The sequence below is a fragment of the Brevundimonas sp. GW822-FHT03E11 genome (assembly GCF_058801445.1).
Genome location: NZ_JBXANG010000009.1, coordinates 99,689 through 121,516, shown reverse-complemented (window position 1 = coordinate 121,516; position 21,828 = coordinate 99,689). Strand labels below are relative to the sequence as shown.

General features: G+C 68.4%; 21 protein-coding genes. 12 read left to right on the top strand and 9 right to left on the bottom strand.

Going from position 1 to position 21,828, the window contains the following annotated elements; all coding sequences use genetic code 11:
- Positions 1 to 186 precede the first annotated feature (186 nt).
- From AC1RKE_RS13835 to AC1RKE_RS13785, 11 genes are all read left to right on the top strand, one after another.
- On the top strand, positions 187 to 690 hold the full coding sequence (locus AC1RKE_RS13835; protein ID WP_348684928.1) for a DUF1993 domain-containing protein: 504 nt from the start codon (positions 187 to 189) through the stop codon (positions 688 to 690).
- A 128-nt stretch (positions 691 to 818) separates the two neighbouring features.
- On the top strand, positions 819 to 1,418 hold the full coding sequence (gene rimP / locus AC1RKE_RS13830; protein ID WP_228184804.1) for a ribosome maturation factor RimP: 600 nt from the start codon (positions 819 to 821) through the stop codon (positions 1,416 to 1,418).
- Entirely contained in the window at positions 1,418 to 3,136 is a 1,719-nt protein-coding gene (nusA, locus tag AC1RKE_RS13825) for a transcription termination factor NusA (RefSeq protein ID WP_182715180.1), read from the top strand. Before rimP ends, nusA begins: the two co-directional genes overlap by 1 nt.
- 18 nt (positions 3,137 to 3,154) lie before the next feature.
- Positions 3,155 to 3,829, top strand: a complete 675-nt coding sequence (locus AC1RKE_RS13820) for an RNA-binding protein (RefSeq protein WP_054764484.1) — start codon at positions 3,155 to 3,157, stop codon at positions 3,827 to 3,829.
- Positions 3,830 to 3,935: 106 nt separating this feature from the next.
- Entirely contained in the window at positions 3,936 to 6,962 is a 3,027-nt protein-coding gene (gene infB, locus AC1RKE_RS13815; protein ID WP_395941965.1) for a translation initiation factor IF-2, read from the top strand.
- A gap of 231 nt (positions 6,963 to 7,193) precedes the next feature.
- Complete coding sequence (locus AC1RKE_RS13810; protein WP_321208070.1) at positions 7,194 to 7,610, top strand: DUF2141 domain-containing protein; 417 nt, start codon at positions 7,194 to 7,196, stop codon at positions 7,608 to 7,610.
- 41 nt (positions 7,611 to 7,651) lie between these two features.
- Positions 7,652 to 9,130, top strand: coding sequence for a carotenoid oxygenase family protein (locus tag AC1RKE_RS13805; RefSeq protein ID WP_348684114.1), 1,479 nt, complete (start codon positions 7,652 to 7,654; stop codon positions 9,128 to 9,130).
- A gap of 82 nt (positions 9,131 to 9,212) precedes the next feature.
- On the top strand, positions 9,213 to 10,364 hold the full coding sequence (locus tag AC1RKE_RS13800) for an acyltransferase family protein (protein ID WP_348684116.1): 1,152 nt from the start codon (positions 9,213 to 9,215) through the stop codon (positions 10,362 to 10,364).
- Between the two features lie 48 nt (positions 10,365 to 10,412).
- On the top strand, positions 10,413 to 10,943 hold the full coding sequence (locus tag AC1RKE_RS13795; RefSeq protein WP_191554841.1) for a CHAP domain-containing protein: 531 nt from the start codon (positions 10,413 to 10,415) through the stop codon (positions 10,941 to 10,943).
- A 40-nt stretch (positions 10,944 to 10,983) separates the two neighbouring features.
- Positions 10,984 to 11,781 (top strand): tryptophan 2,3-dioxygenase, encoded by a 798-nt coding sequence (locus AC1RKE_RS13790; RefSeq protein ID WP_191554842.1) that lies wholly within the window; start codon positions 10,984 to 10,986, stop codon positions 11,779 to 11,781.
- A gap of 92 nt (positions 11,782 to 11,873) precedes the next feature.
- Positions 11,874 to 12,359, top strand: a complete 486-nt coding sequence (locus AC1RKE_RS13785) for a PA2169 family four-helix-bundle protein (RefSeq protein ID WP_182714359.1) — start codon at positions 11,874 to 11,876, stop codon at positions 12,357 to 12,359.
- A 76-nt stretch (positions 12,360 to 12,435) separates the two neighbouring features.
- Here AC1RKE_RS13785 and rplS read toward each other — a convergent pair whose 3' ends face one another.
- Positions 12,436 to 12,858 (bottom strand): 50S ribosomal protein L19, encoded by a 423-nt coding sequence (gene rplS, locus AC1RKE_RS13780; protein ID WP_054764492.1) that lies wholly within the window; start codon positions 12,856 to 12,858, stop codon positions 12,436 to 12,438.
- Between the two features lie 68 nt (positions 12,859 to 12,926).
- Complete coding sequence (gene trmD / locus AC1RKE_RS13775) at positions 12,927 to 13,646, bottom strand: tRNA (guanosine(37)-N1)-methyltransferase TrmD (protein WP_333895784.1); 720 nt, start codon at positions 13,644 to 13,646, stop codon at positions 12,927 to 12,929.
- Between the two features lie 112 nt (positions 13,647 to 13,758).
- Here trmD and AC1RKE_RS13770 point away from each other — a divergent pair, with 112 nt between their 5' ends.
- Positions 13,759 to 13,896, top strand: a complete 138-nt coding sequence (locus AC1RKE_RS13770; RefSeq protein WP_348684117.1) for an entericidin A/B family lipoprotein — start codon at positions 13,759 to 13,761, stop codon at positions 13,894 to 13,896.
- Between the two features lie 4 nt (positions 13,897 to 13,900).
- On the opposite strand, the gene AC1RKE_RS13765 is transcribed toward AC1RKE_RS13770, so the two are convergent.
- From AC1RKE_RS13765 to trxA, 7 genes are all read right to left on the bottom strand, one after another.
- A complete protein-coding gene (locus tag AC1RKE_RS13765) occupies positions 13,901 to 15,595 on the bottom strand; it encodes an AmpG family muropeptide MFS transporter (RefSeq protein ID WP_183216264.1) in 1,695 nt (564 codons plus the stop codon).
- A gap of 39 nt (positions 15,596 to 15,634) precedes the next feature.
- On the bottom strand, positions 15,635 to 17,155 hold the full coding sequence (locus AC1RKE_RS13760) for a response regulator (RefSeq protein WP_395941964.1): 1,521 nt from the start codon (positions 17,153 to 17,155) through the stop codon (positions 15,635 to 15,637).
- Positions 17,156 to 17,227: 72 nt separating this feature from the next.
- Entirely contained in the window at positions 17,228 to 18,832 is a 1,605-nt protein-coding gene (locus AC1RKE_RS13755) for a YifB family Mg chelatase-like AAA ATPase (protein ID WP_348684387.1), read from the bottom strand.
- Positions 18,833 to 18,895: 63 nt separating this feature from the next.
- Complete coding sequence (gshB, locus tag AC1RKE_RS13750) at positions 18,896 to 19,852, bottom strand: glutathione synthase (protein ID WP_201463538.1); 957 nt, start codon at positions 19,850 to 19,852, stop codon at positions 18,896 to 18,898.
- Between the two features lie 88 nt (positions 19,853 to 19,940).
- Positions 19,941 to 20,135, bottom strand: a complete 195-nt coding sequence (locus tag AC1RKE_RS13745) for a Trm112 family protein (protein ID WP_054764499.1) — start codon at positions 20,133 to 20,135, stop codon at positions 19,941 to 19,943.
- 80 nt (positions 20,136 to 20,215) lie between these two features.
- A complete protein-coding gene (locus AC1RKE_RS13740; RefSeq protein WP_054764500.1) occupies positions 20,216 to 20,872 on the bottom strand; it encodes an LON peptidase substrate-binding domain-containing protein in 657 nt (218 codons plus the stop codon).
- A 13-nt stretch (positions 20,873 to 20,885) separates the two neighbouring features.
- Positions 20,886 to 21,791: a thioredoxin gene (gene trxA / locus AC1RKE_RS13735; protein WP_182714352.1), complete on the bottom strand. Its 906-nt coding sequence runs from the start codon at positions 21,789 to 21,791 to the stop codon at positions 20,886 to 20,888.
- Positions 21,792 to 21,828: the final 37 nt, after the last annotated feature.

Here is a 21,828-nt window from a genome sequence, read left to right as displayed (position 1 = left end):
CTGGCCAAGCCGGCCCACCGCATGGTCCAAGCCCTCAAGACCCTGGGCCGCGGCGGCGCCGCGCCCGCCCAACAGGCTGCTCCCGCCGAAGACGGCTGGGAGGAATTCTAGGCGGCTTCGTCGAGGACGGTCTGGCGCGGCGGCGATGAACCGCCCAGCTTAGGCCGTCTTCACCGGAGCCCTTGAATGACCCTCTCGATCTACGACTTCGCCACGCCCGTTCTGGCGCGCGGCCTGACCAATCTGTCCGGTTTCCTGGACAAGGCCCTGGCGGAGGGTTTCGACGAGACCGTCCTGATCCAGGCCCGGCTGCACGACGACATGCGCCCCCTGGTCGCCCAGGTGCAGCTGGCCTCGGACACGGCCAAGGGCGCCGTGGCGCGGCTGGCCGGCGTCGACAATCCCTCCATGGCGGACACGGAGACAACCTTCGCGGAATTGAAGGACCGGATCGCCCGCACCCTGGCCTTCATCGACAGCGTCGACCCCGCCGCCTTCGCCGGCGCCGAGGCCCGGCCGATCCGCCTGAAGACGCCGAGCCGGGAGCTGAACTTCGAAGGCCTGGGCTATCTGACCAGTTTCGTCCTGCCCAACTTCCATTTCCACGTCACGACCGCCTACGCCGTCCTACGCAAGGAGGGCGTGCCGCTGGGCAAGATGGATTATCTGGGGCGGCTGGCGCTGGTTTGAACGAAGAGGGCTGACAAGCGAATGTGAAGGGCCTATATGGCGCTCCACATCGTTAGACCGGCGTCCAACGGCGTCGTTCAAAGCGGCGGCCCGGACGGACCGCCGCTTTTGTTTTGGATATTCGCCGCTTGCGCGCAAAGACCGCCCAGGACCGCCAACTGCTGGAGCTGATCGACCCGATCGCGGAGTCGCTCGGGCTCGAGGTCGTGCGCGTGCGGCTGATGAGCGGCTCCAGGCGCCAGCGCCTGCAGATCATGGCCGAGCGCCCGTCCGACCACGACATCTCGGTGGAGCAATGCGCCAAGCTGAGCCGGGCCGTGTCGGAGGTTTTCGACGCCGCCGACCCGATCTCCGGCGAATATCTGCTGGAGGTCTCCTCTCCCGGCATCGACCGGCCCCTGACCCGTCCCATCGACTTCGACCTGTTCGAAGGCGAGGAGGCGCGGCTGGAGACGGACCGGATGATCGAGGGCCGCAAACGCTTCAAGGGCGTCCTGGCCGGGTTCGAGGACGGCAATGTCCTGATCGACCTGGAGGGTGAGGAGGACACCGCCCTGATCCCCTTCGACTGGCTGGCCGACGCCAAGCTGGTCCTGACCGACGCCCTGATGAAACGGGGCGCCGCCATCCGCGCCGCCCGCGGCGAACCTGAAGACGACGGCCTGCCGGAAGGCGAGGCCGACGACACTGACACCGACACCACGACCCCTTCTGAGGACAAAGCCTGATGGCCGTCACCGGTATTTCCGCCAACCGCCTCGAACTGCTGCAGATCGCCGAGGCCGTGGCCCGCGAGAAGAACATCGACCGCGAAATCGTCATCGAGGCGATTGAGGAGGCGATCCAGAAGGGCGCCAAGTCGCGCTACGGCGCCCATCACGACATCCGCGCCAAGATCGACCACAAGACCGGCGAACTGTCCCTGACCCGTCACGTCACCATCGTCGAGGACGACTGGCAGCCGGAAGACGAGCTGGAGGAGTTCAACGACAGCGCCATGGTGCGGCTGCGCGACGCCCTGAAGCGCGACCCCGAGGCCGAGGTCGGCAAGGAATATGTCGAACAGCTGCCGCCGTTCGAGTTCGGCCGGGTCCAGACCCAGATGGCCCGCCAGGTCGTGACCGGAAAGGTCCGCGAGGCCGAGCGCGCCAACCAGTACGAAGAGTTCAAGGATCGCGTCGGCGAGATCGTCAACGGCACGGTCAAGCGCGTGGAATACGGCAACACCATCGTCGACCTGGGCCGGGGCGAGGGCGTCATGCGCCGCGACCAGTCCATCCCGCGCGAGGTGTTCAACATCGGCGACCGGATCCGCACCTACATCTACGACGTCCGGCCCGAGGCCAAGGGCCCGCAGGTCATGCTGTCGCGCGCCCACCCGGGCTTCATGGCCAAGCTGTTCGCCCAGGAAGTGCCGGAAGTCTATGACGGCGTGATCGAGATCCGCGCCGCCGCGCGCGACGCCGGCTCGCGCGCCAAGATGGCGGTGCTGTCGAACGACAGCTCCATCGATCCCGTGGGCGCCTGCGTCGGCATGCGCGGCTCGCGGGTTCAGGCGGTCGTCGCCGAACTGCAGGGCGAAAAGATCGACATCATCCAGTGGAACCCGGACGAGCCCACCTTCATCGTCAACGCGCTGGCTCCGGCCGAGGTGTCCAAGGTGGTGCTGGACGAGGAAGCCGGCCGGGTGGAAGTCGTCGTGCCCGACGAACAGCTGTCGCTGGCCATCGGCCGCCGCGGCCAGAACGTGCGTCTGGCCAGCCAGCTGACCGGCTGGCAGATCGACATCATCACCGAGAGCCAGGACTCCGAGCGTCGCCAGCGCGAGTTCGGCGAGCGCACCGCCCTGTTCCAGGAAGCCCTGGACGTGGACGAGGTCATCGCCCAGCTGCTGGTCACCGAAGGCTTCGCCACGGTGGAAGACCTGGCCTATGTCGACCCCTACGAGGTCTCGGAAATCGAGGGCTTTGACGAGGAGACGGCCGAGGAGCTTCAGACCCGCGCCCGCGAATATCTGGACCGCAAGGCCGCCGAGCTGGACGCCAAGCGCGTCGAACTGGGCGTCGAGGACGCGGTTCTGGACGTGCCGGGCGTGACGCTCGCCATGGCGGTCGCCTTGGGCGAAGGCGGGGTCAAGACCGTCGAGGACCTGGCCGATCTGGCGACCGACGAAATTCGCGGCGGCTACGAGGTGAAGAACGGCGAACGGGTCAAGGTCCCGGGCGTTCTGGAAAGCTTCAACCTGGCCCAGGAAGAGGCCGAACTGCTGATCCTACAGGCCCGTGTGGCCGCCGGCTGGATCGACGCCTCGGAACTGCCGCAGCCCGAGCCGGAGTATGAGGACGAGGGCGACTACGCCGAGGGCGAGTACGATCCCGACCAGGTGTTCGGCGAGGCCGGTGGCGAAGGCCAGGCGTCCGACGACGCCGAACCGTCGAACACGTGATGGGAGACCTGGCCCTTCATGAGCTTGCGCGACGCGACGATCGATAGGGAACGCCGGGACCTGGTCAGCCACCAGGTCATGGACGAATCTCGTCTGATCCGTTTCGTCGCCGGGCCCGAGGGTCAGGTGGTTCCCGACCTGGGGCGCAAACTGCCCGGTCGCGGCCTGTGGGTCGAAGCCAGCCGCGCCTCGGTCGAGGCGGCGGTCAAGAAGAACGGCTTCACGCGCGCCGCAAAGACGAAGCTGACCGCGCCGGCCGATCTGGCGGATCTGGTCGAGCGGCTGCTGGTCCGGCGTTGTTTGGACCAGCTGGGTCTTGCCCGGCGCGAAGGCGTGCTTATCTCAGGCTTCGAAAAGTCCGCTGCGGCCCTGCGGGCCGGCAAGGCCGACTGGGTGATCGAGGCCTCCGACGGGGCCGCCGACGGCCGTGGCAAAATCCTCGCATTGGCCCGCCATCAGACCGCCAAGGTCTGCGGCGCCTTTACGGCGGACGATTTGAGTTTGGCCCTTGGGCTGGAAAATGCGATACACGCCGTCCTGCTTGCGGGCGGACGCGCCGATCGGTGGACCCTAGAGGTCGAACGACTGGCTGGATTTCGGCCGCTTCGCCCCCTTCACTGGGAGATTTCCGGTGTCGAGGACGGACCGGCGGGCGCACCCCCGACTGATTTTAATCACGGTGGGGCGAGCTGAGGATTTTGGCGGCCGAGGGCCTGTCTCCAGGGGCGGAGACGGGCTCACGGCCGTTTATGGGTATTGAGACGACGGCGGGCTTTTCCGCCCCAAGTAAAGCGACCGGATGAGCGACGAAAACGACAAGACCAACCAAGGCCAGGGTTCGAACACCGGCGGAACGCCGTCCCAAACGGGACCGCGGGCGCCGCTGAGCCTGAAGCCGCGCGCCGCGGGATCGGTTTCGACCGGCACCGTGAAGCAGAGCTTCAGCCATGGCCGATCCAAGACGGTGGTGGTCGAGACCAAGCGACGCCCCGGCGCCGGCGGGCCGCAACGCCCGCAAGGCTTCGATGTCGCTCGCCCGCAGCAGGCGGGACAGGCGCCGCGTCCGCAGGGCCAGCGCCCGGCCCAGCCCGCCGGCGGGGGTCTGTCGCCTGAGGAGCAGGAGGCCCGTCGCCGCGCCATCGCCCTGGCGACCCAGGCCAACGCCGAACGCGAACGCGCCGCCGCCGCTGAAAAGGCCGCGCGCGAAGCCGCCGAGCGTGAGCGCGCCGCCGCCAATGAACGCGCCGCCCAGGCCGCGCGCGAAGAGGCCGCCGCCGCCAAGGCCGCAGCCGAGGCCGCCCGCGCCGAGGCCGCCAAATTGGCCGCCGCCGCGCCTCAGCCGGTCAAGCCTGCGCCCAAGCCGACCCCGGCTCCGACGCCGGCTGCGTCCGCGCCCGCCCCGGCGCCGGTCGCTCCGACGCCGGCGCCTGCCCGTCCCGCCGCCCCGGCGCGTCCGACCGTCAACTTCGGCCAACGCGCGCCCAAGCCTGGCAATCCGCAGCGTGCGGCGCCGGAACGCCCCGCCTTCGGCGGCCGTTCGGCCCGCGAACAGGCGATGGGCGGCGGCGACCGGTCCTATTCAGATCGTCCTCAGTCGTCCGAGCGCCCGCAAGGCGACCGTCCCCAGGGCGGCCGCCCCGGCCCCGGCGGCCAGCGTCCCCAGGGCGCCAAGCCGGCCGAGCCGGTCCGCTATTCGGCCCTGAACCCCCGCCCGGCCCCCGGCGCCGCCCGCCCCGGCGGCCCGCGCACCGGCCCCGGCGGCCGAGCGGCTCCGAACGCCCCGCCCGCCACCCCTGAAGTGGCCCGTCCCAGCCGCGCGCCCGGCGCCGGCTTCGGCCGCCCCGTCGCGCGCGACGACGACCGCGACAAGCGTTTCTCCGACGCCGGCAAGGCGGTCAGCCGCACCCGCGGCGAGCCCAAGCGCCGCGAAGGCCGGATGACCATCCAGTCCGTGGTCGGCGACGGCGACGCCGCCGAGCGGATGCGCTCCCTGGCCTCGGTCCGCCGCGCCCGCGAACGCGAGAAGGAAAAGCGCAAGGGCGGCTCGACCGATACGCCGAACCGTCCGCGCGAAGTGGTCATTCCCGACGTCATCACCGTGCAGGAGCTGTCCAACCGGATGGCCGTGCGGGGCGTCGACATCATCAAGTTCCTGATGAAGCAGGGCATGATGATGAAGATCAACGACGTGATCGATTCCGACACCGCCGAACTGGTGGCCGAGGAATTCGGCATGGCCGTCAAGCGTGTGTCCGAATCCGACGTGGAAACCGGCTTCCTGGGCGAGGCGGACGACGCCGATGCCTCCGAAGTCCGCGCCCCGGTCGTGGCCATCATGGGCCACGTCGACCACGGCAAGACCTCGCTGCTGGACGCGCTGCGCACCACCGATGTGGCGGGCGGCGAAGCCGGCGGCATCACTCAGCATATCGGCGCCTATCAGGTGCGTCTGGAAGACGGCCAGAAGGTCACCTTCCTGGACACGCCCGGCCACGCCGCCTTTTCGGCCATGCGGGCGCGCGGCGCCAATGTGACCGATATCGTGGTTCTGGTCGTGGCCGCCGACGACGGCGTCATGCCCCAGACGATCGAGGCGATCCAGCACGCCAAGGCGGCCGAGGCGCCGCTGATCGTCGCCGTCAACAAGATGGACAAGCCCGGCGCCACCTCGCAGAAGGTCGTCAGCGAACTGCTGCAGTACGAAGTGATCGCCGAGAGCCTGGGCGGCGACACCCAGATCATCGAGGTCTCCGCCAAGGAGCGGATGAACCTGGACGGCCTCTTGGAAGCCATCCTGGTCCAGGCCGAGGTCATGGACCTGCGCGCCAACCCCGACCGATCGGCCGAGGGCGTGGTCATCGAGGCCAAGCTGGACAAGGGTCGCGGCCCCGTCGGCACCGTCCTGGTCAAGCGCGGCACGCTGAAGCGCGGCGACATCGTCGTGGCCGGCGGCGCCTGGGGCAAGGTTCGCGCCCTGCTGAACGAGCGCAACGAACAGCTGACCGACGCCGGCCCCTCCGTCCCGGTCGAGATCCTGGGTCTGGACGAGGCGCCGTCGCCGGGCGACGTCTTCGCCGTGGTGGATTCCGAGGCCCGCGCCCGCGAGCTGACCGAATATCGTCAGCGGGTGAAGCGCGAAAAGGCCCAGGTTTCGGGCGGCTCGGTCTCGCTGGTCGACATGATGGCCAAGCTCGGCTCCAAGAAGATCAACGAGCTGCCGGTGGTCATCAAGGCCGACGTCCAGGGTTCGGGCGAAGCCATCGCCGCCTCGCTGGAGAAGATGGGCAACGACGAGGTCCGCGCCCGCATCGTCTATTCCGGCGCAGGCGGCATCACCGAGAGCGACGTCAACCTGGCCAAGTCGGCCGGGGCGCCGATCCTCGGCTTCAACGTCCGGGCCTCGAAACAGGCGCGCGATCTGGCCGACCGCGAGGGGGTCGAGATCCGCTACTATTCGATCATCTACGACCTCTTGGACGACATGAAAGGCGTGCTCTCGGGCATGCTGGCGCCGCTGCAACGCGAAACCTTCCTGGGCAACGCCCACGTGCTTCAGGTCTTCGACATCTCCAAGGTCGGCAAGATCGCCGGCTGCCGCGTCACCGAAGGCGTCGTGCGCAAGGGCGCCCGCGTCCGCATCATCCGCGACGACGTGGTGGTGCTGGAGCTGGGCGTGCTCAACACGCTCAAACGCTTCAAGGACGAGGTCAACGAGGTGCCCTCGGGCCAGGAGTGCGGCATGCAGTTCCAGGGCTTCCAGGACATCAAGGAAGGCGACTACATCGAGTGCTTCACGGTCGAAGAGATCAAGCGCACCCTGGACTAGGTCCGGCGTTCGCAGGCGCACAGAGAGACAGGCCCGGAACCCAGGTTCCGGGCCTTTTTCTTTGCGCGGCGGATCCGACATGGGCGTTCACGCTTCGCCGGCGGCGGCGCACGGTCACTGGCGAAAACGGACTGTCCAGCGCCGCAAGTCCGCTGGCGGCGGCTGCGGACGGGCGGCACGGTCCGGTCATCGAGAGCCGGCCGTCGGTTCTCACCCAACAGGATCGCCGCCGTGAAGTTCTCCGCCCTCATCCTTTCCGCCGCCGTCGCCGCTCTCGCCGCCGCGCCCGCCTTCGCCGCCGACCTGACCGTCGTCTTTCCGGACGCGGCCGCAGAAGGCCGGATCATGGTCGCCGTCTTCGACAGCGCCGAGGCCTATCAGGCGGGCCGACCGGCCAAGGCGGCCCAGCTGGACGCCGCAGCAGGCGAGACCCGCATCACCTTCGACGACCTGCCCGACGGCGACTATGCGGTGCGCGCCTTCCACGATCTGAACGCCGACGGGCGGATGAACACCAATCCCTTCGGCATGCCGACCGAGCCCTTCGCCTTCTCCAACAATGCGGTCGGCAATATGGGCCCGGCCTCCTGGGACCGCGCCCGCTTCCCGGCGGCCGGGTCGGTCGAACAGACGATCACCCTGAAGTAGATCCCGCCGCCGCCCTCCGTCTCAAATTCAGGAGCCTGATCATGATCCACTCCCGCCGCGCCTTTCTGATGGGCGCCGCCGCCCTGTCCGCCGCCGTGGCCACGCCCGAAATGACGCGCGCGGCCGCCGCCTTGAACGCCGTCGCCGAACTGAAGGCCGACTGGGCCCTGGCGACGCGCGATGTCGCCGCCGACGCGCCCCGTCACGCCCTGCGCCTGATTCATGGCCGGGCGCCGGCGGGTCTGGAGGGCGTGCTTTATCGCAATGGGCCGGGGCGCTTCCGCCGCCCGGGCGGATCGGCGACCCACTGGTTCGACGGGGACGGACTGATGCGGGCCTTCCGGATTCAGGACGGTCAGGCCACGCTGGAGGCCCGTTTCGCCGATACGCCCAAACGTCGCACCGAGACGGAGCTGGACGCCGTGGTCACTCCCGGCTTCGGCACGCGCGGCGACGCCCGCGCGCGCGTCGGCTCCAATGACGACGCCAACGCCGCCAATACGGGGGTCATGCCGGCGGGCGATCGGATCTGGGCCCTGTGGGAGGGCGGGTCGCCCCTGGCCATGGACGCCGCCGACCTGTCCACCCAGGCGTTCGTCACCCTGCGGAGCGATCTGAAGGGCATGCCCTTCCAGGCCCACCCGCGTCGGGGACCGGACGGCTCGATCTGGAACGTCGGCGCGGCAGGCGATCGGGCGGTGATCTGGCGGCTAAATCCCGACGGGGGACTGAATCAGGCGGAGGTCCTGCGTCTGCCGCGCGCCAGCTATATGCACGACTTCACGGCGACTGACCGGCATCTGATCCTGGTGATGCAGCCCTGGCTGTTTGAGACCCAGGCGACGCCGATCATCAACGGCCTGGTTTGGCGGCCTGAGGCGGGAACCCAGGTCATGGTGCTGGACAAGGACGATCTGAGCCGGCGGCGGATCTATGAACTGCCCGGCTTCTTCCACTTCCACCTGGGCGACGCCTGGGCCGAGGCGGACGGGACCATTCGCTTCGATGTCGCCGCAGCCGAGGATCCGCGCTTCGCCGTCGATGGGGCGAGGGTGCTGGTGGAGGGGCAGGGAACGGTTCCAGGGGATCCGGCGACCCTGGCCTTGATCACCCTTCGACCTGACGGGCGGGCCGAAATGACGCGCTCCAACGCCGTCGGGGAGTTTCCGCAGAGCGATCCGCGTCGTCGGGGGCTTAAGCGACGCCTGACCGTCCATACGGGCGGAGAAACGCGCGGCCGGCCTCTGCCCACCGGCCTGGCCTTGCAGGACTGGGAGACGGGTCGATCCGAGGGCTTCACCTTCGGCCGCCATCAGGTCGTTGAAGAGGTGCTGTTCGCGCCCAAGCCCGGCGCGACGGCCGAGCGGGACGCCTGGCTGATCGGCCCCTCCATCAATCTGGACGCCGGTCGCACCGAACTGCATGTGTTCGACGCCGCCCGGATCGAGGACGGGCCGGTCGTCAGCTGGGCTGCGGACTTCGCCCTGCCCGCCGGCTTCCACGGGGCCTGGGTCGGTTAGTGCCCCGGCCGGGCCAAAAGGCGGCAGGCGCCGTTCTTGCGGCCTTCATGGTTCGCAAAGCCTGACGTGCCAAGGTGAGACCATGACCCCCGTTCAAACGCCGGCCGATCTTCGCCCCTTGACCGCCCTGCGGTTCGCCGCGGCCCTGTGGGTCGCCGTCTACACCTTCTGGCCCAATCTGGCCGGGGCGCCGCAGACGACCGTGGTCGCCAAAGGCTATCTGGGCGTTGAACTGTTCTTCGTCCTGTCCGGCTTCATTCTGAGCCACGTCTATCTTCAGGCGGCGGGCGAGAAGCGGTTTTCCTATCGCGGCTTCCTGTGGGCGCGCATCGCCCGGGTCTATCCGCTGCATCTCGCCACCCTGATCGGGGTCGGCGGGCTGGCGGCGGCGGCCCTGATCGCGGGAATGAGCGTGGACGCCAACGTCCTGTCCTGGTCGTCGCTTCCCGCCAATCTGCTGATGCTCCACGCCTGGGGTCTGGCGCCGGTGGCCGGGTGGAACCATCCGTCCTGGTCGATCTCGGCGGAATGGTTCGCCTATCTGTGCTTTCCCCTGTTCGCCTTCGTCTTCTGGCGTCTGCGCGACAAGCCGGTCGCGGCCGTGGTGGGAACGGCGGCCTTTTTGACGGTGCTCTATTTCGTGTTCGAACAGACGGCGGGCTTTCCCCTGACGGAGGCCACCATTCGCTGGGGCGCGCTTCGGATCGTCCCCTGTTTCGCCCTGGGGTGCGCCCTCTATCTGGTCTATCGCAAGGCCGGGGCGCAGCTGTCCGCCCCGGCGGCGGGGGCAGGCGCGGCGATCGCCTTCGTCCTGATGATGGGCAGTGCGGCCCTGGGGCTGTGGGATGGGATCACTGTCCTGTGCGCCGGCGCTCTGATCCTCGCCCTGGCCGCCTTGCCCAATGCGAGGGCCGGCTGGCTGGCCTCCCGTCCCGCCGTCTATCTGGGGGAGATCAGCTATTCGGTCTATATGGTTTGCGTGCCGTGGAATCTGCTGGCCGTCGGTCTGGCGGCGAAGCTGACAGAGGCTCCAGACAAGCAACTTCAAATTTTCGTGTGGCTGGCGATTCTGGCCCTTTTACCGGTCGTCGCCGCTGTCTCCTATCACCTGGTGGAACGCCCGGCGCGACAGGCTTTGAGGGGGTTGACCAAGCGACGCAAACCCGTGTCAAGCGCCACGGCACATCATCCGTCGCCTGACGGCGGTATGTCGAAAACGGTTGTCGAATCCTGAGAGCCTGTGTTCTAAAAACACCATCGGCAGTCGGGATACGGCCTCAGCATGACAAAACGGCTCAAAGCCGCCGCGGTTGCGGCGACCCTCGGTTTTTTTGCATTGGGCGCAGTTCCCTCCCATGCAAAGGCTGACGAGCCCTACTGGCAGTGCGTGACCTTCGCCCGCATGTTCTCGGGCATCAACATCTTCGGCGACGCCTGGACCTGGTGGCGTCAAGCCGCCGAGAAGTTCCGCACGGGCAAGGCCCCCGAGACCGGTTCGGTCCTGGTCTTCCGCCCCGAAGGCCGTATGAGCCGCGGCCATGTCGCCGTCGTTTCCGACATTCTGACCGACCGGGTCGTGCGCGTGACCCACGCCAACTGGGGCGGCAGCCGCGGCAAGGTGGAGGAGAACGTCACCGTCGTGGACGTCTCGCCCGCCAACGACTGGTCTCAGGTCAAGGTCTGGTACAATCCGATCAACGGCCTGGGCACGACCGTCTATCCGACCTACGGCTTCATCTATAAGGGCGCGCGCGACGCCTTCGACGCCGGCCGACAGATGGCCGCCAACGTCTCGGGCCAGGGTCAGCAATAGGCGGACTTGCGCCTTTCCCGGCCGCGGGCGATAGCGGCGCATGACCCAATCCCGCGACATGACCTACGCCGGCTATCTGGCGTTGGACGATCTGCTCTCGACCCAGCACCCGCTGTCGGACCAGCACGACGAAATGCTCTTCGTCGTCATCCACCAGACCAAGGAGCTGTGGCTGAAGCAGATGCTGCACGAAGTGGCCCTGGCCCAGACCCTGGTGCGGGCCGGCGACCTGGTCCCCGCCTATAAGAGCCTGGCGCGGGTCAGCCGCATCCAGGCGGTGATGACCCAGAGCTGGGACATTCTGGCGACCATGACGCCGGCCGACTATCTGCGGTTCCGGGGCGTGCTGGGCGCGTCCTCAGGTTTCCAGAGCGACCAGTTCCGTCGCTTCGAGGCCATGCTGGGACTGAAGGACGCCGCCTTCCTGAAGTTCCATGTGGACCGACCCCAGGCCCATGCGGCGCTGGAGGCGGCGATCGCGGCGCCCAGTCTGTATGACGACGCCCTGGCCCAGCTGGCCAAGGCCGGCCTGTCGGTGCCCGAGGCCGTGCTGAACCGCGACGTCACCCAACCCTATGAACCGTCCGAGGCTGTCGAGGCGGCTTGGCTCGAGGTCTATCGGGACACGGAGCGCTGGTGGGCCCTGTATCAGCTGGCTGAGAAGCTGGTCGACCTGGACGACGCCCTCCTGACCTGGCGGCACAAACATGTCGTCACGGTCGAGCGCATCATCGGCCGGCGCCGTGGGACGGGCGGAACGGAAGGGGCGGCCTATCTGGCCACGACCCTGACCAAGCGGTGCTTTCCTGAGCTGTGGTCGCTGCGGACCGCCCTCTGACGGCCTGTTGATCGGGCGCGGCGCCGCATCCGGCAACCTTCGCCGCGTCCGGCCATTGTCCGCTTGACCGCCTAAGCGGAGGAGCCGACGCAATGAGCAATCCCAACGCCCATGACATCAAGGTCTTGAACGGCCTGATCGAGACCACCCTGGACAGCGCCGACGGCTACGCCCAGGCGGCCGAAGAGACGACCGACCCCCATTTCCGCAGCCTGTTCGAGCGCCGCAGCGAGGAGCGCCGCCAGGTGGTCGAGGACCTGTCGGCCGCCGTGTCCGGTCTGGGCGGCGACCCCGAGGCTCACGGCTCCATCCTGGCCAAGGCCCACCGCGCCTTTCTGGACGTCAAACACGCCCTGCTGAGGAATGACGACAGCGTGGTGGGGTCGATCAACAGCGGCGAGGGGTTCATCGCCGCAAAGTTCGACAAGGCTCTGGATGACACGGCCATCTCGGCCACCACCCGTGAAACCATTCGTCGCGCCTACGCCTCCATCAAGACGGGCCATGATCAGATGGAGGGGCTGAAACACAGTCTGGAAGGCCAGAGGGATGCGTCCAACCCGCTGTTTCCGCAGTAGGAGGCGCGCCGGACGAACAAAAAAGGCCCCGGGCGTCGCCGCCGGGGCCCTTATCGTTTTGCGAACGCGCCTGGGATCAGGCTTCGTCGCCCTTGTCGGCGGCGCCGGTTTCCGGGACCACCACGCCCTTGGCGGGACGAACCGTCTGACGCTCGGCGATCCGGGCCGACTTGCCGCGACGGTCACGCAGATAATAGAGCTTGGCGCGACGCACGACGCCGCGGCGCTTCACCTCGATCGACTCGACGTTCGGCGACAGAATGGGGAATTTACGTTCGACGCCTTCGCCGAACGAGATCTTGCGGACGGTGAAGGTCTCGTTCACGCCGCCGCCGTCGCGGGCGATGCAGACGCCTTCGAAGGCCTGGACGCGCTCGCGCTCGCCTTCCTTGATCTTCACATTGACGCGCAGGGTGTCGCCCGGCTGGAAGTCCGGGATCTTGCGGTCGCCCAGGACGCGGGCTTTTTCTTCAGCTTCCAGCTGTTGAACGATGTTCATGTCATTTCTCCTCGAGCTTGGCGCTCTTTACCTGTCATTTGGCGGGCGGGGCCCGCTGGTCCGCAAGGTCAAGCCTTGCGGGGGTGAGCGAGATGCGCCTGCCAGAGGTCCGGCCGTCGCTCCCGCGTGGTCTGCTCCCGCTGCGCCTGACGCCATTCGGCGACCTTCTTATGGTCGCCCGACAGCAGCACCTCGGGAATATCCAGCCCCTCGAACGTCCGCGGTCGCGTGTACTGCGGATGCTCCAGAAGCCCGTCCTCGAAACTCTCGGACGACAGGCTGTCGCCTGAACCGAGCACTCCGGGGATCAGTCTTACGCACGCCTCGATCACGACCATGGCCGCCGCCTCGCCGCCGGCGAGGACCGCGTCTCCGACCGAGACCTCCTCGAACCCCCGGGCGTCCAGCACCCGTTGATCCACCCCCTCGAAACGGCCGCACAGCACGACGATTCCGTCCGCTGTCGCCCATTCCTTGACGCGCGCCTGGGTCAGGGGCCGACCCCGGGCGCTCATGTACAAAAGCGGCCGTTTCGGCCCAGGCAGGCTATCCACCGCCCTGGCCACCACGTCCGCCTTAAGCACGGCTCCTGGACCGCCCCCCGCAGGGGTGTCGTCCAGGAAGCCGCGCGTATCTGTGGAAAAGGCGCGGATGTCAACTGTATCCAGGCTCCACAGCCCCTTCTCGCGCCAAGCCGTGCCGATCAGCGACACCCCGAGCGGGCCCGGAAAGGCTTCGGGGAACATGGTCAGGACGGTGGCCAGAAAAGGGGGGGCGGTGAAGGACATGGCGGCCCTTTAGCCTCGAACGACGGCGAAAATCCATTGTTTGCGACAGAGAAGCGCAACCAAGGCCAAGCTTGGGCGTTCGTGCGGAGCTTGACCATAAACGAGGTTCGCCATGCGCAAGATCATCACCCTGTCGCTCGTCGCCGCCGCCCTGGCCGTCTCGGCCTGCAACACCGTCGCCGGCGTCGGCCGCGACGTCTCGGCCGCCGGTTCGGCCGTCAGCGCGGGCGCGGAACGGGCGAAACACTGAGCGGCTAGAGCGCCTTCGAGCTCTTAGCTTGGAGGCGTTCAACCTTTCGGCGTTCCAGGGTCAGACGCACCCATTCAATAAGACAGAACACTACCGCGACCAGGCCGATGAGGGCGGCGAACTGGAACATCGGGGCGAAGCCTTCGCGGTCCACCAGCTCGCCCAGAGGCGCCCGGCCCAGAGTGCCGATCAACAAGGCTAGAGAGGCGAAAACCGCAAACTGGACGGCGCCGAACAGTCGATTCGACAGAGCCGACAGATAGGCGACGAAGGCCGCGCCGGCGAAGCCGCCCGCGATGTTCTCGCCCGCGATCGCCGCCATAAGACGGGCCAAGGGTTCGCCGACGCCGAAGACGCTGAACAGGCCGTAGAGGCCTGTCGCCCTCATGAACGGGTCGATGACGGGCGCGCCCATAGCCAGATCCATCATCAGCAGATTGGTGGCGGCGCTGAGGACCGCGCCGATCAGGAGGCAGGGCATGCGGCCGACGACCACAAGCGCCCAACCTCCCAGGCCGATGCCCAGGATGGTCATGACGACGCCGAAGGTCTTGGACGCCAAGGCCACCTCGGTCATCGTGCGGCCCAGCCCCCCGCCTTCCGTTCCAAGATAAAAGGGATAGGCGAACGGACCCCAGACGCCGTCCGTAATACGATAGCTGAGCACCAACCCCAGGACGATTAAAGCGCCCCAACCCAAGCGGCCCATCAGCTCCACCAGGGGCGCCAGGATCGCGTCATAAAACCGCTCCGTGACGGTGTTCGCCGGCTGGCTCTCCGGGGCGGTTGAGCGACCGCGCCAGACCAGGACGCCGGCAAGGGCGGCTGGCAGCAAAACCGCCGCGGCCACAATCCAGGGCCCCCAGGACTGGATGAATTGCCCCGCGCTCGGCGCCGGCACAGTCGTCAGCGCCATAATCATGAAACGAATCAGCATGAAGCCGGCCCAGGCCCAGGCTGCGAGGGTCACAAAAAGGGCGGTCCTGCGCAGAGCAGGCGAGCCGATACGCTCGCGCTCTACGGCCTTTTCCGCCGCGACGAGCGGTTCAGGCGCGATGAAGGTTCCAAGCAGGCCCAGCCCCATTAGCACAGCCGCCGCGAAAAAGGTGGCGGGCCAGCCCGCCGTGTCGGCCAAGACGAGGGCGCCGGCGCCGCCGACTAGAGCGGCGGTGCGAAATCCGAGCTGATACACGGAAGACAACAGATCGACCGGCAGATGGTCATCCGCCGCCTCGATCCGCCAGGTGTCGATGACGATGTCCTGAGTGGCGGAGGCAAAGGCGCCGATAGCGGCGGCCGAGGCCAGAAGGCCGATGGCGCCCCCCGTCGGATGGGATGCGGCGATGACGATGAAGACCAGGGCGAGAACGGACTGGCATATGACCAGCCAGGACCGCCGTCGCCCCAGGCGGGACAGCAACGGCAGATGCAGACCGACCGCTGGCGACCACAGAAACTTGAAGGCGCCGAAAAGACCCACCCAAGACAGTATGCCTATGGTCGCGACGGAGACATCCACCTCGGAAAGCCAGGCGTTCAGAGTGCCGAACAGCATGGCGAAAGGCAGGCCGGCCGAGAAGCCGAGCAGAAGCATGGCCAGGGTTCGACGTTCGCGGAATGCGGCCCTGATGACGCCGAATCCCTTTGGCTGCGGACGCAAGGCGGCGACTTCTGCGGCGGGGGTGGTCTGGTCGGTCATGCACGGCTCCGGCGGCGGCCGGAGACGGACGCCGTTAACTCAGCCGACCTTGGCGCGGATGTCGCGCTTCGTCCAGCGGGTCAGGGCGGCGCGCAGGGCCTCGGCGTCCAGCGGCTTGACCAGATGGTCGTCCATCCCCGCCTCCAGGCACAGGCGGCGGTCTTCGGCGAAGGCGTTGGCGGTCAGGGCCAGTATGGGGGTGGCGTCGCCTGTGGCGCGGATGGCGCGGGCGGCGGCGGGGCCGTCCATGCCCGGCATCCGCATGTCCATGAAGACCAGATCATAACGGGCGCGGGCCAGGGCGGCGACGGCCTCCTGACCGCTGGCGGCGCTTTCGACGATGCAGCCCTCGCGCTGCAACAGGGTGCGGGCCAGCAGGGCGCCGACCGGATTGTCCTCGGCCAGCAGGACGCGCGTCCCGGCGAAACGGGCAGGGACGACCCGGTCGTCCTCAGCCGCCGGAGAGGCGGCGCCGGCCTCGCGCATGGGATCGTCCTGGGCCGCGACGGCCAGCACCCGTTCGGCGAGAGAGGCGCGGCGCAGAGGCTTGATCAGATAGCCGTGGAAGCCCCGGGCGCGGTAGCCTGCGATCAGATCGCGCTCGGACGGTTTCAGCAGGATCACGCCCCGGCCCTCCGACGGCGGAAGCGCCAAGTCGCCGGACAAGGCGCCGACGTGATCAACCAGAACGACCGGCGCCGATGCGGCGAACCGCCCACCGGACGCCTCGATCTGGGCGATGGCGGCGGTCTGGACGAAGATGTCGGGCGAGCGGACGGCGACGGTCAGGCCCGCCAAAGGCTGGTCTCGCGTGCCGGGGACGACATCGAAGGCGGCCTCGAAACAGAAGCGGGCGCCGCCGCCCGGGCGGTCTGCGACCTGGACAGACCCGCCCATGGCCCGCGCCAGTTTTCGGACAACCGCCAGCCCCAGGCCCGCCCCGTCATGTCGCACAGCGTCGGACACGTCGGCGTGGCCGAACTCTTCGAAGATGCGCGTGTGGGCTTCGTGCGGCACGCCGGGGCCCGTGTCATCGACGATGAAGGCCAGGTGCGCCGCCCCGCCGGCGCCGTTTCGCCGTTCGACCGCGATGTAGACGCCGCCGGTCTCGGTGAACTTGACCGCATTGCCGGCCAGGTTGAACAGAACCTGCTTCAGCCGGCCCTCGTCGGCCCTGATGTCGGGCACGTCGGCGCCGACGGACCAGACGATCTCCAGCCCCTTGTCATGGGCGCGCGGGCTCAGCAGTTCGGCGACGCTGCGGACCAGGGGCTCCACATCGACCGGCGCCAGGTCGAACTCCAGCGCCCCGGCCTCAAGCCGCGCATAGTCCAGAAGGTCGTTGACCAGTCCCAAAAGATGTTCGGCCGACTGGCGGGCGTTCTCGGCATAGGCGCGCTGGGCGCCGTCCAACCGGGTCCGCTGCAACAGATGGATCATGCCCAGCACCCCGTTCAGGGGGGTGCGCATCTCGTGACTCATCAGGCGCAGGAACTGCTGGGCCGGATCGGCCGTCGCCGCCGAGCCTTCGGTCCGTTTCGTCGCCGCCCGCCGCGCCATGGTCTGTTCCGTCTCTGCGAGGGGACGACCTCTAAGCCGAGCGGAGTTAAGGACGCTTCAAGAGGCCCTGGATCAATCGTGGATGAAGGCCGCCCGACCGGCGGCCTCGGCCAGGCTGGAGCGGGCGGCGACGCGGCGGTTGAAATCGGCCTCGGCGCCGACCGTGTTGCGGCGATAGATCAGGGCCTCGGCGACATGGCGGCGCAAGACCCCGTCGCAGCCGTCCAGGTCGGCGATGGTGCGGGCCAGCCTGAGGGTGCGGGTCCAGCCCCGCGCCGTCAGCCCCCCGGCCTCGCCCGCCCGCATCAGCAGCATCCGCCCCGCCTCGTCCGGCGTGGCGAACCGGTCCAGCGCCTCGCCGGAGACCCGGGCGTTCAGCCCCTGGGCGGGATCCAGGCCGGCGGCCCGCGCCCGGTCTTCCTGCAGGGCGCGCGCAGCGGCGACGCGCGCCCTGGCCTCGGCCGTGCCCTCGGACGGGGGCGGCAGGATCATGTCGGCGGCGGTGACGGGCGGCGTCTCGACCGTCAGGTCGATCCGGTCGAACATCGGGCCGGACACCCGGTTCTGATAGTCCCGCTGGCATCGGGGCGCCTTGCCGCAGGCGCCGCGCCCGGCCCCGCCCATGCCGCAGCGACAGGGGTTCATCGCCGCCACCAGCTGGAACCGGGCCGGATAGCGGAGATGGGCGTTGGCGCGGGCCACGACGATCTCGCCCGTCTCCAGGGGCGCCCGCAGCGAGTCCAGGGCCTGGGCGCTGTATTCGGGCAGTTCATCAAGGAAGAGGACGCCGTTGTGGGCCAGCGACGCCTCGCCCGGCTTGGCGCGCAGACCCCCGCCCGTCAGGGCCGCCATTGAGGCCGAATGGTGCGGGCTGCGGAAGGGGCGGTCCCTCGTCAGGGCGCCCCGCTCGATCAGGCCGGCGACCGACCAGACCATGGAGGTCTCCAGCAGCTCCTGCGAGGTCAAGGGCGGCAACAGGCCGGGCAGGCGCTGGGCCATCATCGACTTGCCCGATCCGGGCGGGCCGATGAACAGCAGATTGTGGCCCCCGGCGGCCGCGATCTCCAGCGCCCGCTTGGCGCCTTCCTGACCCTTGACCTCGCGCAGGTCTGGCACGGCCTTACCGCCGGCCAGGGGGCCCGGTTCCGGCGCGCGCAGCACCTGGCTTCCCTTGAAATGACTGATCAGGGCGATCAGGGACCGCGGCGCCAGAATACGCGCCCCGCCGGCCCAGGCGGCTTCCGGCCCCGTGGCTTCCGGGCAGATCAGACCCAGGCCCAGGGCGTCGGCGGCCACGGCGGCGGGCAGGGCGCCCCCGACCCGGGCGATCTGCCCGTCCAGCCCCAGTTCGCCGATGGCGGCCCAGCCGTCCAGGGCGTCCGGCCCGATCACCCCCATGGCCGCCATCAAGGCCAGGGCGATGGGCAGGTCGAAATGGCTGCCCTCCTTGGGCAGGTCGGCGGGGGCCAGATTGGCGATGATCCGCCGCGAGGGCAGGGCCAGACCGATCCCGGCGAAGGCGCCGCGCACCCGCTCGCGGCTTTCAGCCACCGCCTTGTCCGGCAGGCCGACGATGTTGAACACCGTCTGCTGATCCTGGCCGACCAGCTGGACCTCGACGTCCACGCGCCGCGCCTCGACCCCGTCAAAGGCGACCGTAACGACTCGCGCGACCATGGCTCCGCCCCCCTTTTTGGAGCGAGGAACGAACCATGAACTTGGCTCTAATTCAAGTAGCGATTACGCAACCTGTGCGGCGCGTTTCGCTTCTATGACCTCCCACATCCGCGCCGTGGCGTCGACGCCGGTGAAGGTCTTCAACTGTTGGGCGCCTGTGGGGGAGGTGACGTTGATCTCGGTCAGCCAGTCGCCGATCACGTCTATGCCGACGAAGATCAGGCCGCGTTCCTTCAGGGTCGGACCGATGGCGGCGCAGATTTCGAGATCGCGCGGCGTCAGCTCGACCGGCGCGGCCGTGCCTCCGACCCGCAGGTTGGACCGGACCTGGTCCTTGGCGGGAATTCGGTTGATGGCGCCCACCGGCTCGCCGTCCACCAGCAGAATCCGCTTGTCGCCCTTGGACACGGCGGGAATGAATTTCTGGATCACCAGAGGATCGCGCGATCCCATGGCGTGGATTTCGATCAGAGCATCCAGATTGGGATCATCCGCCTTCAGCCGGACCACGCCCGAGCCTGCGGCCCCATGCAGGGGCTTCAGCACCACCTCGCCGTGGCGCCGGTGGAAGTCGCCCAGCTGGACGGGGTCGGAACTGATCAGGGTCGGCGGGGTCAGGTCGGGGAAGCGTGTCACGAGCAGCTTCTCCGGCGCCGAACGCACCTCGGCCGGATCGTTGACCACCAGGGTCGAAGGGTGGATCGTTTCCAGGAGATAGGTGGCCGTCACATAGGCCATGTCGAACGGCGGGTCCTGACGCATCAGAACCACGTCGACGTCCTGTCCCAGATCCAGCCGAACGGGGTCGCCGAAATCGACATGATCGCCGGCCTTGCGACGAACGGCGACCGGACGGGCGCGGCAGTAGAGCCGACCCTCCTCAAGGGCCAGGGTGCGGAAATCATAGACCCACAGCCGGTGCCCCCGCGCCTGGGCCGTTTCGGCCATCAGAAAGGTGGTGTCGGACTCAATATTGACGGCCTCGATCGGGTCCATCTGGATGGCGACTTTGAGGGTCATGTTGTCTGGGGCCTATCGCGCCTTGCGCTGCTTGGGCCCGATCGGCGCGAGGCGCCCGAGCCGTGGGTTCGTCTTCGTCTGCTGCGGTTCAGTCCAGCGGCCTGGCTTCTTCGGCCAGCATGATCGGCACGCCTTCCCGGATCGGATAGGCCAGTTTGGCGCCCGGCGAGATCAGCTCGCCGGCCTCGCGGTCATAGGTCAGGCGGCCCCGCGTCACCGGACAGACCAGCACCTCGAGCAGGCGAGGGTCGACGGAAACCGGCGTCTGGAAGGCGTCGCTCATGAGGGCTCCTGTCGTCTGCGAAAACCAGGTCGGAAAGGCTGTTTAGGGTCACGGCGTGCTTTGCGCCATATGGGCGGGCCTTATTGGATCGACGATGCGGCGTCGTCGCCCCCGTCGGCGGCGTCGATCCGCAACAGGGCGGTCAGGGCCTCGGCGCGCGACATCAGGCTCATCGACTCCAGCAGGGCCTGTTTTTCGGCGGGTTCGAACGGCAGGGCCATGGCCAGGCTGTTGACCAGGGCCTCCATAGGCGCGGTCTCGGCCGTGTCCCAGTCAATCTCCAGGGCGCGGTGAGCCATGTAGTCCCGCAAGGCGTCCAGAAAGGCGTGGCGGTCGAAATCCGGCTCCTCGGGCGGGGGCGCCAGATCGTCCTCATAGGCGTCGAACGCCGCCCGCACTTGCCGATACGGCGTCTTGGTCGGCAGTTCGGCCGCGACGCGGAACCGCGACACGCCCGTCAGGGTGATCAGATAGCGTCCGTCCGACGTCTCGGCGAAGCCGGTGATCCGTCCCGCGCAGCCGACCGAAGACAGGCCGGGCAGGGCCGGCGTCCCGCCCTTGGGCTGGATCAGGCCGATGATCCGGTCGCCCGCCATGGCGTCGTCCACCATGTTCAGATAGCGCGGCTCGAAGATGTTCAGCGGCAGCTGGCCGCGGGGCAGCAGGATGGCGCCGCCCAGCGGAAACACCGGAATGACCTGGGGCAGGTCCAAAGCGCGCACATAGCCCTGGGGCATGGAAGGGTCCGCCCTAGGAGAAGAGGATGGAGGACAGGCGGCGCCGCCCGTCCTTGGAGACGTCCGACCCCAGGCCGGCCGCCTCGAAGATGACCAGAAGCTGTTTGCGTGCGGCCTGATCGTTCCATTCGCGATCGGCCTGGACGATGGACAGAAGATTGTCGATCGCGCCCTTGAAGTCGCCGGCCGCGCTCTGGGCTTCGGCCAGGTCGAAGCGCGCCTGATGATCGTTCGGATCGGCCGCGACCTTGGCTTCCAGCTCGGCCGATGCGCCGGCGGGCGCCTTGGCCGCCAGGGCCAGCTGGGCCCGCACGCTCTGAACCGCCGGTTCCTTGGACTCGGCCGGCGCCATGGCGATGGTCTGGGCCGCCTGTTCGACGTCGCCGCCCGCCATATAGACGCGCGCCAGGCCGGCGATGGCCTTTTCGTTCTCCGGCTCGATCGACAGGACGTGGGCGAAGGCCTGGGCTGCCCCGCCGAAGTCGTTCAGGCCCAGCGATTCTTCGCCCAGCTCCAGCAGCTGGGCCGTCTCGGCGGAGCCGCCCTGGCCGCCGGTCAGCTTGTCGATGAAGGCCTTGATCTGGCTTTCGGGAATGGCGCCCTGGAAGCCGTCCACCGGCTGGCCGTTGACGAAGGCGTAGACGGTCGGGATCGACTGCACGCGCAGCTGGCCCGCATAGGCCGGGTTGGCGTCGACGTCGATCTTGACCATCTTGACCGCCCCCTTGGCGGCGCGCACGGCCTTCTCCAGCGCCGGGCCCAGGGTCCGGCAGGGGCCGCACCAAGTGGCCCAGAAGTCGACGATCACCGGCTGGGTCTTCGACGCCTCGATCACGTCCTTCATGAAGGAGGCGTCCGTGCCTTCCTTGATCAGGTCGCCGGATGGGCGCGGGTCCAGGGTCGGGTCGGCGAAGGTCATGGGGAAGTCCGTGTATCGAAGAGCCTTAGAACCCCAG